This is a genomic window from Nitrobacter sp. TKz-YC02 (assembly GCF_049852135.1).
GTDB classification, from domain to species: Bacteria; Pseudomonadota; Alphaproteobacteria; order Rhizobiales; family Xanthobacteraceae; genus Nitrobacter; species Nitrobacter vulgaris.
In genome coordinates this window covers 3,873,508-3,883,775 of the sequence record NZ_CP180728.1, presented here as the reverse complement: position 1 = coordinate 3,883,775, position 10,268 = coordinate 3,873,508, and the positions used below count along the sequence as shown (strand labels likewise).

The window sequence follows — 10,268 nt, the reverse complement described above, 5'->3', positions numbered from 1 at the left end:
CAAAGGAATTCTCGTCATGCCACACGTCATTCTGGTCCGCCTCGTGCCGATGAAGCCTACCAGCGGCGCCGACTTCAGCAACTATCTGGCCAATCTTTCCATTCGTGCGTTCGACCTGTCTTTTGACAATACGGCCGATGGCACGCTCGTCGGACAGGCGCAGGGCGCGTGGGTTCCGAACACCGGCATCAACGCGTCCGGCCCAGCGTTTACGCCGGCGACGCAAAGGATTGCGCAGCACTTCTCAGTGTACCCGGTGCAGGTGCTTCCGCTGCCCGCGCCGCCTGAACCGGACGTGCGCCTGGAAGCGGTCGCAACCGCTGTCATCGAGCTCAATTCGCCGGCCGCGGAGTTCAACACAAGCGACCTGCGTCTCGAGATAAAGCAAGGCACGGAGATCGTTGCCTACGAACGGCTTGACTTCAATGTGAAGACCGAGCCGAATGCGCCGATCTCGAACAATCCGGTAACCTATATCGGCGTCGATCCGCCCGCGCTGGTGGTTTCACTGCCCGATCCTTCGGTTGCGCTTGATCCCAATGCCGCATTCGTCGACTTGCCAACGGACGGAACGCCGCCGAAATTTGCTTCGCTTCGTACTGCAGTGGACAAGGTGCTGGCGCAGGATCCCGACGCCGGCGCCGCGCTTGCCAACCGGAGCCCGCTTACCGCCGCGCAGGCACGGCAGGTTGCGCGCGAGATCATCTGGAATCGCCAGATCACACCGCCGCCCGACCGACCGAACGACCGGCGGCTCGAGGAAATGTACACGCGTCCGCAGACCGACACGTCCTGGAGCAACGACGATCGCGACCGGGCGGACATGGATCGCAAGCAGTATGAGGCGAGCCTGTTAGGCTATTACGCGCTTCAGAATGCGAATTCGGATCGGCTGGCCCAATATGTCTTCGCAATATCGGCTGCGGTCTGGGCCCAGCAGCAGAGTGCGGCACCGGTACGTGCGAGTCTGCATTTCCCGGTTGAAACCGGCACGCCCCCGACGCCGGGTTCTACATTCAGGCAGGCTGACGTCGTCATTGAGGATAGCGGCGGCCTGACGCTCAACTTTCAGGTGCCCGCGGAATACTTCTACGCGCTCTCAGCGACCCTCGCGGCGAACGTTACCGCCGATCAGCGTTACCGCATGGCGACCGACGATGACGAGCCGCGCATCGTTGCGGGGATCAAGGCGGCGATCGATGCGAACATCATCCCCGTCGCTGCGATCCCGCCCGAGAATGCGGCTCGACGCCTTGTCGCGATTGGGCGTGGACGCGTGCAGCGGCCCCCGTTATGCCCGCTCAATCCGAATGTAAATGCGCTTGTGACCGCGTGGCTTGCGGACACCAACCCGTCGATCGATCCTTTCTGGCAGCAGAGTCCTTTCCCAGCCGCGCTCGTGCCGGGCCACCTCGATCTCGTGCTGGCCGTGGTTACTCAGCAGACCGTCGTTACAGCGGACGCCACGGCGCTGATCGCAGCAATCAAGGCCATCCCGGTCGCAAGCACGGGACAGTTGAAGGCGCTCACGGTTCAGCAGTGGATGGCCTTCTTCCTGCCCGGCAATGTGGGACTGCTGCCCGACTTCACGAATCCGGGTACGCCCGAGGAGCGCGTGCAGGCGTTCGTTCGGCAGGTCCGCAAATACTTCGAGGTGCTGTCCATCGCACCGCCGCCGGTGCTGGGCGCGGGGGTGCATGCGCTAGCCATACCCATCGCCGATAATGAACCGTTTGGAGCCTTTCTCGCGGCGGCCCCTGGTTTTGTATTTCCCGTCGCGAATTGGAACGCGCCGTTTATCGTGAATGCCTTGCAGACGGTGTTCCCCGGCGATGCGAACGCGCAGGCTTGGCTGCTCAATGCGCTTCAGACCATCGACGAGTTGCTACGCGCGACGAGCGGCGTAGGTCCGGCATCGTTGCAGTTCTCGCTGCTCGAAGCGCTCTATGCGCGGGGGTTCACCTCTCGCGAGAAGATTCAGGCGTTGTCGTCGACGGAGTTCGAGTACGCGTTGACGGGTACGGTGGCTTATCCGCACGCTGCCGCCATTCAGGCTGCGGCCGGTGGCTCGGTCGCGGGCGCCGCGCCTGTGGCGCCCGGTCCGTTCACACCGATCAATCCCGACGCCTCGCTCGTCAACTGCATCCCACCCTGGCACTTGTCGCCGCTGGGTCCGGTGACATACTTGCAGCACTTGCTTGCCGCCGGTTTCGGTTCCACATGCGATCATCCGGTTGCGACCGGCAATCCACTCGGCGCGTTGATCGCGTCGCGTCGCGGGCCGCTCGGCGATCTGCACGCCACGGCCGCTAATCTCTGCACGACGCTGCCTCTGATCGACATCGTCAACGAGAATCTTGAAGCGCTGGTCGATGGTAGTGCGACGGGCGTCGTGTATGACACGAATGGAGTCGCGCTCGGAGGCCACACGCTCAAAGCGCCCGATGACAAAGAGAGCGAGGGGCACCCGCCGAACGCGCTCTTCGCCGCCCTGCCCGAACACTCGACGCCCGCGACGCCGGTAAAACGACCGGGCGCCTACGCGACGCTTGAGACCGATTTCTCATCGCCTTTGCTGCCGTACTCGCAGCCCCTCGATATCTCGCGTTCGTATCTCTGCGCGATGGGTACGTCGCGGTTCGCGACGATGCGTGCCTTCCGCGAGCAGATTACCGAATTCGCTATCGATGCGGGCGAGGAAGCGGCCGATTTTCAGAAACATCTATGGCGTTATCCGGTGCGCATCGAACTGGCGCTCGAGTACCTCGGGCTTTCACCGGCCGAGCACCAGACGCTCTATCTGAACCCGATCAGCGCGACAGATCTGCATAAGATGTACGGGTTCCCGGCCGACATCATCAATGGCGTCGACTGGAAGTCGATCGTCGTGCGCGTGCCGGAATTCCTGAAACGGACAGGGCTTCAGTATTGCGAGTTCCTCGAACTGTGGAAGTCGAAGTTCGTGGAGTTCGAACGCCGGATTCCCGATCAGTTCAATGCGGCCGGCGGGCCGGCGGGTCTGCCGCAGGACCCAGACTTCCCGATATGCGAACCGTGCTGTGCCGACGATTTCGTCATTCGGTTCATCAATCCGGAGTCCGTCGAAGACGCGCTTCGCCGGTTGATGGTGTTCATTCGACTCTGGCGATCGCTCAAGTGCCTGCGTGGTGCGGGCTACAGTTTTGCCGATCTTTGCGACATCTGCCTCGTGTTGAACTTATTCCAGGGTGCCAACGCGAATCCGGAGTTCATCCGGCAGCTCGCATCGTTTCAGATTCTGCGTGACGATTGGCAACTCGATCTCGGCACCGATCATGCCGCGCCGAATGCGAGCGGTGCGACGCGCACCCGGCTACTCGGCCTATGGAGCGCGGGACCGGCGTCGTCGTTCGATTGGGCGGTCGATCACCTTCTCGGTCGCGTCGAGGATCGTGCCGAGCGTGAGCATGCGCCAGGCCGGCGCCCGGGCAGCCATCGTCGCCATCGTCCGCCGGAGTTCATGAAGATCCTACGCCAAAACCTGGACTCGCTGGCCTTGCTGAGCGGCTTCGATGCGGCCGCAGCGCGATGGAATGCGCAACCGACCAGTACCCTGCGCTTCACGGAGATTTTGGCGAAGATCTATGGTTCGTCGTTCACGACGGGGGAACTGCTGTATCTCTTCTCGGTCGATCAGCATCTCGGCGGCGACGATCCATTCTTCCAGCAGGAAGAGAACGAAGCTCTCGATCAACCCTTCGATTTTCCGGAAGAGGGGCACCCCTTCGATCTGTGGAAACTGCGCGAGAGGCTCCTGCATGTCCGGACGAAGGACGAAGACTTTGCCGCGCTGACCTGGACGGCGCTCTCCACGGCGATGCGCACGGAGTTCGGCTACGACCCTGCGGTCGGAACGGATCCGCTGCAAAAGTTGGGAGAGCACTTCTTTCCCGACGCGCTGGCGCGCTCGGGCATTTCCGCCGGGCCGCAGGCGCGCCAATACCGTACCGTGCTCCCAGGCACGGTGGCGAGTATGTGGAATTTTCCGCATCCCGGACCCTTCCAATACGACGCTCTCGCACAAGAGCTCGTCATGGAGCTTCCTCTTCGCAATGAGGATGTGCTCTTCAAACTCAACGCGATCGAGCAGCTGACGGCCAATGAGCGCGCAGCGGTTCAGCAACTATACTTCTTGCCTCGTGCAGAACTGGCACGATTCTCGTTTCTGTTTCCGAGCCTTGTAGAGGCGGAGAAGGCGCTCATAGAGGAATCGGACGAACGGAAACGGTGGGACTATTTCCGGCGTGCATTCATGACGTTCTCACACCGCGCGCGCTCTGTTGCGGAACACCTAGCGTGTCACGTCGGCTATGCTTCGGATAAGGGTGAGGTCGAGGTCGATCTCGCCCTGCTGATCCTCCGCCGTCTACTGGGCGATGAAAATTTTGCGACCGGCCCGTGGGAGCGTGACGATGGTCAGCTTCCGGCAGGCTTCACCTGGGCGCAGCCGACCGGTGGCGCATTCGCTGCTCTAATGGGCCTCACGGGCACCGGCCTGCTCGGTGAAGTGAGGAACTCGAGCGGCGAGGTGTGGCCTCAGCTGACCGGGGCGATGGACGCATTCACGCACGCCAACAACCATTGGAATGCACCGATCCCCACTATCGTTCCGAAACTCGATTTCGCGTTGCCGGCGACCGAGCATGAGTTCGCACTGATCCGGAACGGAATCGCGCTTCGTGAAGCGGACGGGCTGCCGCTTGCCGGCGCCGAAGGATTCACCGCGCACTGGTCTGGCGTGCTCATTGTCGAGAAGCCGGGCACGTACACGTTCTTTGCTGGGGCGCCGACGCCGGACTGCGAGCGACCCGATTTCGAAAAGTGCAATCACAACAAGTGGCGGGTCAATCTGCGGCGCGGGCAGAAGACGTTCCGTTTGCTCAACTATCGCTGGGCGGATGAGCAAGCACCCGACCGCATATCCGGCCCGCTGCATCTGAAGCGTGGCGCCTATTTCATCGACATCGATTTTGAGCAGATTCAGCCGGAATTCGACGAGAAAAACGAGTTGGTGCGTGCCCGCACCGGCTTCACTGTGAAGTACGAAGGCCCCGATACGCAGAACTGCATCGTCGCGCTTCCTGCGGAGCGCCTGTACCGCGATGTCGTGACCGCCCCGTTGACGAGTGAAATGGCAGTCGTTCCGTCGGCGGCAGAGTATCTCGCGCAACAGTACACGAGCAGCCTGCGCGACATTCGTCGCACCTATGAACGCGCGTTCAAAGCGCTGCTCTTCTGTCATCGATTGCGGTTGTCCGCAGGTCTGGTTGCCCGCGCGAACGTTTCCGAGATCGAATACATGCTGTCCTCGCCAGCGCTTTTTGCTGGCTTCAGCTATGTGGCGGGTGCACCGTTCACGTCCCACCGCGCATCACTGGACTTCAATTACCTTCCGGTTGGCGATGTTTACGCCGGCGACCCGGAACGAAATCCTCCGGCGTCGTTCGACCAGCGTGCCACGCCGTCCGTGCGGCGCAGGCAGGCATTGTTCGATTGGTTCGAACGACTCTACGACTACGCTCACATGCGAAAAGCCGTTCGGCGGTGCAGTGAGCGGCTGGCGTGGCTTTGCTTCGTCGAGGCATCGAACCAACAGCCGATCGATCCAGTTCCGTTGCTCATGGACCTCGGCGTCGACGTGAATAACGCGCCGCTGATCCTGGATTTTCATGACGGCGTCACCGTCGATTGGACGAAGATCTGCGACGATCGTTGGGCGATACGCTGCTGGCGCGCTTCGCTTTGGGTGCAGACGCTGTTGCAGGCGTTCGTGCCTCGCGATCTGTCGTTCGCGCAGCCCGATGTCTGGGCCGCGAGCACGGCGGCCGCGATGGCGGCTGGTAATGCCAATCTGACGAAGTTCTATCGCGACGGAATGATCGAGCGCCCCCCAAGGCGCTATGCCGATCTCGAGCGTCTCAACAATCTGCTGCGCGGGCGGGCGTGGGCGGCCTTGCTGGCCTGGCTCACGGGAATGAATCGCGTGCCCTTGCCGTTCGCACCCGGCAGCTTTACGACGTCGGCCCGCGACATCGGTGCGCTGCTGTTGCTCGACGTCGAAGCGGGAGTCTGCGAGAAGGCGAGCCGTATCGAGGAGGCGATCACGGCCGTGCAGTCGTTCGTTGAACGCGCGCGACTTTCTCAGGAACCGACGTTCACGATCGCGCCAAAGTTTGCCGCGGCTTGGGACAAGATATTCGCGACCTTCCGGATCTGGCAGGCGTGCCGCCGGCGCTTGTTATACAGGGAGAATTACGTCGAGTGGAGCGAGCACGAGCATGCGATCCAGACGGAGGCATTCCGTTTCCTCGAATCCGAGCTGAGGCGGGGAACGCTCACAGCGATCGAGCCGGGCGGCATGGAATACTGGCCGGAGCCGTATTGGCCCGATAATCCGGCGCTCATTTCCTTGCAGCATCGAGATCCCTCTTATCTCAAGCAGGTGGCGCAATCCGAGAATCTCGGGTTGATGGGGCGGCCTGAGCGACACGCACGGCCGAGCTGGCTTGCGCCGTCGCAGATGCAGTTGCGGGGCGGCGGCGATACTCCGGGTGGTAATCCGGACGGACCTGTCATCGGAATCGTCGCTGTCGCGTCAGGTGCCGCGAACGGAAACGGCGGAAATGGGAATGGAGTCGACCCGAACGGGTCGGCTTCGCCGCAGCTGCCGCTCTGGCTGCAGGCGGCGGTCCGACTGGGCACTCGCTTCCTGCGTATCGCCGCTGCCGGTGAGCCGCCGGCCACGTCTTTGTTCATGCCGGCCGCGAATGCAGCGTCGCCGTGCTGCTGTGACTGCGGGCGCGTGCATCCGCCTGTGATGGACGAATATTATTTCTGGCTGGTGAACTCGAAATACTACGATCCGACCGTTCTCAACGTCGCCGACAAGACCCTGTATCAGGATGCCGACTGGGGGGTCGCGCCCGGTGACATGACGTCTGATTGGCATCGCCCCGCGCAGTTGCCAAAACTGCTCGCTTGGCCGACGAAGCCGATGGTAAAACTCGCGTGGGTTCGCGTGCACAACGGTGAGTTCCAGACACCGCGTTACTCCGATGACGGCGTTCATGTGATCCTTGCAGCAGGTGAACCGCAGCTCCAGTTCGACGGTCGCGAGGGAGACTCGTTACGATTCCGCGTCACCAATTCCGATGCGCTTCCGCTCGGCTTCACGGATCCGTCGCCTTGGGGTTTCCGATACGATATCGCGCCTGATACCGCAGTGGTATTGCCCGGAGTGATCGCAACGCCGGCCCCCGCCGGACCGTTCCCGCCCTCACTGTCAGCGTATCCGTTCTTCGTCTATTTTCTGCCGGGCGCGCCGCTCGAACCCTCGATCTTCGCGACAGCGATGACCGTTGCGGCAACACTACGTACCCACTGCCGCTACGAGGCGGCGCTGAAGTGGTATGAGTTCTACTTCACTCCCGGCGACAAGGACCTGAGCTGGTCGACGTGTCGCAGGCCGCCGCGCGACGGAGGAAGCGTGCCGACGGGCGGCGTAAACACAGGCCCCAACCCCGCAGTGCCCGGTGCAGGGGCGGATCAGCCGAATCTCGACGCGAGCCCGAACGCCAATCCCGGCCGGGATGTTGCGCCCACCGTGCTGTTAGCGGTGAGCAACGCGGGACGCACAGATCAGGATCCGTGTTGCGATACCCTGGTAAGGACGGATGTCGCGGCCCGGCAGCGTAGCGTCGTGCTGTCGTATCTCGAGACGTTACTTCAGCACGCGCAATCGGCGATGTGCAAGAACTCACCCGAAGGCTATGCGGTGGCAAAGCTGCGCCTCGATACGCTTTCGCAGTTTCTCGGCCAGCGGCCGCGCACGATCTACGGCCAGGATGACGGCCAGAGTCCGCAGACGGTAGCGGCGTTCGTGCCACGACTCCCGCCGCTCAACCCTCGCCTCATGGAGATCTACGATAACGTCGCCGATCAGCTCGATGCGCTTCACCAATGCCTCACGAAAGCCAGATTGAAGGGCGGCGTCCTGCACCTGGACACTTCGTATTGGGGTGACGATCCTGTACGACGCGGATGGAAGACCGAGGCCACGAACTGTTTGGACGACGGTTGCTGTTGTCCGCCAAGTCCCTATCGCTTCCAGTTTCTCCTCCAGCGCGCGCTGGAAACGGCAAACGAGGTGCGTACGTTTGGCGCTGAACTGATTGCGGCATTCGAAAAAGGAGATGCCGAATTCCTCGCGGCCATGCGATCGAGACATGAGCGGCAGTTGCAGAATCTGACCGAAGAAATCCGTCGCATGGAGTTTCGCGAAGCGGACTGGCAGGTTCAGGCGCTGCAGAAGTCGAAACAGTCTGCGCAGGCAAAACGCCAATACTATGCCGACCTTATTGCGAATGGGCTCATCCCCAAAGAACAGAGCTATCAGAACCTGATGGGCGTCTCGATGACCACGCGTGCGGCCGGCAACATCGTCGAGGCGGTCGGTCAGGTCATGAATCTCATTCCTGACAATACGACGGGTGTTGCGGGTGTCGCGTCCACGCCGGTGTCGGTGTTCAAGATGCCTATCGGCACCAAGCTCGCCCATGCGTTCGCCGCTGCGGCCCGTATCCTTTATACGTCCTCCGACATCACCAACACGCAAAGCGGCCTGGCGCTGACCGAGTCGGGATGGGATCGTCGCGAGGCCGATTGGGTGTTCCAGGTCACAGTGCTCGATATCGAAATCCAGCAGATCGAGCGGCAAATTCTGGGCGCCGAGCGCAAGCGCGATGCTGCCTTGCGCCACTTGAACAACCTGGCACAGCAGAAGCAACAAGCCGCGGAGGTTCAGGACTTCCTGCGCGACAAGTTCACGAATCACTCGCTCTATCTCTTTCTGCAGCAGGAGGTCGCGGCGCTGCACCGACAGATGTTCGATGTCGCATGGTGCTGGGCGCGGCAGGCGCAGCGGGCATTCCAGCTGGAGCGCGAGTTGACGACGCAAAGCTACCTGCCGCTGAACGTTTGGGATGGGTTGCATGAAGGTCTGCTGGTCGGCGAGCGTCTGTCGACGGCGCTGCGCGCCATGGAGAAGGCGTACTTCGATCAGAATCGACGGGAGCAAGAGCTGGTCACGCGTTTGTCGCTGCGCCTCGATTTCCCGCTCGCGTTCCTTCAGCTCAAGACGACCGGTGCCTGCGAGATCGAAATTCCGGAATGGCGTCTCGACCGCGAGTATCCCGGGCATTATCTGCGTCGGATCAAGGCAGTGAGTCTGACGATCCCCTGCGTCGCCGGTCCGTACACAGGGGTTCATTGCAAGCTGACGCTACTGAGCAGCGCGACTCGCGTCGAACCTACGTTACTCGACGTCGAAGAATGCTGCCACGGCCAGTGTACATGTGGTTGTTGTGAGCAGCAGCGCTACGAAGCCATCAAGAACGACCCCCGCATTGTGAAGCGGTACGGCGCCACTGAGGCGATCGCAACCTCCACGGGTCAGAACGACACCGGATTGTTCGAGCTCAATTTCCGAGACGAACGCTATCTGCCGTTTGAATATGCGGGTGCGGTAAGTCGGTGGCGGATCGAGCTTCCGATCGAGACGAACGCTTTCGACATCGACACGCTCAGCGACCTGATCTTCCAGTTGAGCTACACTGCTCGCGAAGGCGGTTCGTCGCTGAGAGAAGCGAGTTGGGCAGCGGCATCCTGCATGCTGCCGGGCGCCGGACTACGCTTCTTCGACTGGCGACAGGACTTTTCGGACGCGTGGCAACGGTTCAAGGGTCTTGGGCCGGTTGTCGAGGAGTCAGGTTGCGCACGCGCGCTCGCATTGCGCATGAGCCGCAGCATGTTCCCGTACCTGCCGGGCGAGCGGCCTGTTCGCATGCGACGAGTCGAGCTCTGGTTCGAGACGCGCCCGTGTCAAGACGTACGCAACCACGAGATCGAGTTTCTGCCGGAGCATCAGGACGGCGCGGAGGAGAAGTGCTGCGACCGTTACTTTTTCACCTGCGTGGCGAGCGAAGACTGGCCTTGCTTGTTCCACGGCGTGATCGAGTATCCGTTCCCATTCCTGCGAGACGACTATCCGATCACGATCGGCCATTTCTTGTTTCCCGAAAGCGTTAGCGTCGTTTACCGCGCCTACCTGGTGTGCTCGTTCGAGGCCGGTCCACCTGAGCGATGCTTGCCGAGGCAGCCCGCTTGCGACAACGACTGTGCGGCACTGTGTTGAGAAGAGCTTAGAGCTTTTCCGCTTCTGACGGAGTCGG

At 61.7% G+C, this 10,268-nt stretch carries 1 protein-coding gene; it reads left to right on the top strand.

The genetic code is table 11. The features are described from left to right. Positions 1-16 precede the first annotated feature (16 nt). Positions 17-10,231 carry a neuraminidase-like domain-containing protein gene (locus tag ACM561_RS18590; protein ID WP_425907074.1) on the top strand — a complete coding sequence of 3,405 codons (10,215 nt, stop codon included), beginning with the start codon at positions 17-19 and terminating at the stop codon, positions 10,229-10,231. The last annotated feature ends 37 nt before the right edge of the window (positions 10,232-10,268 follow it).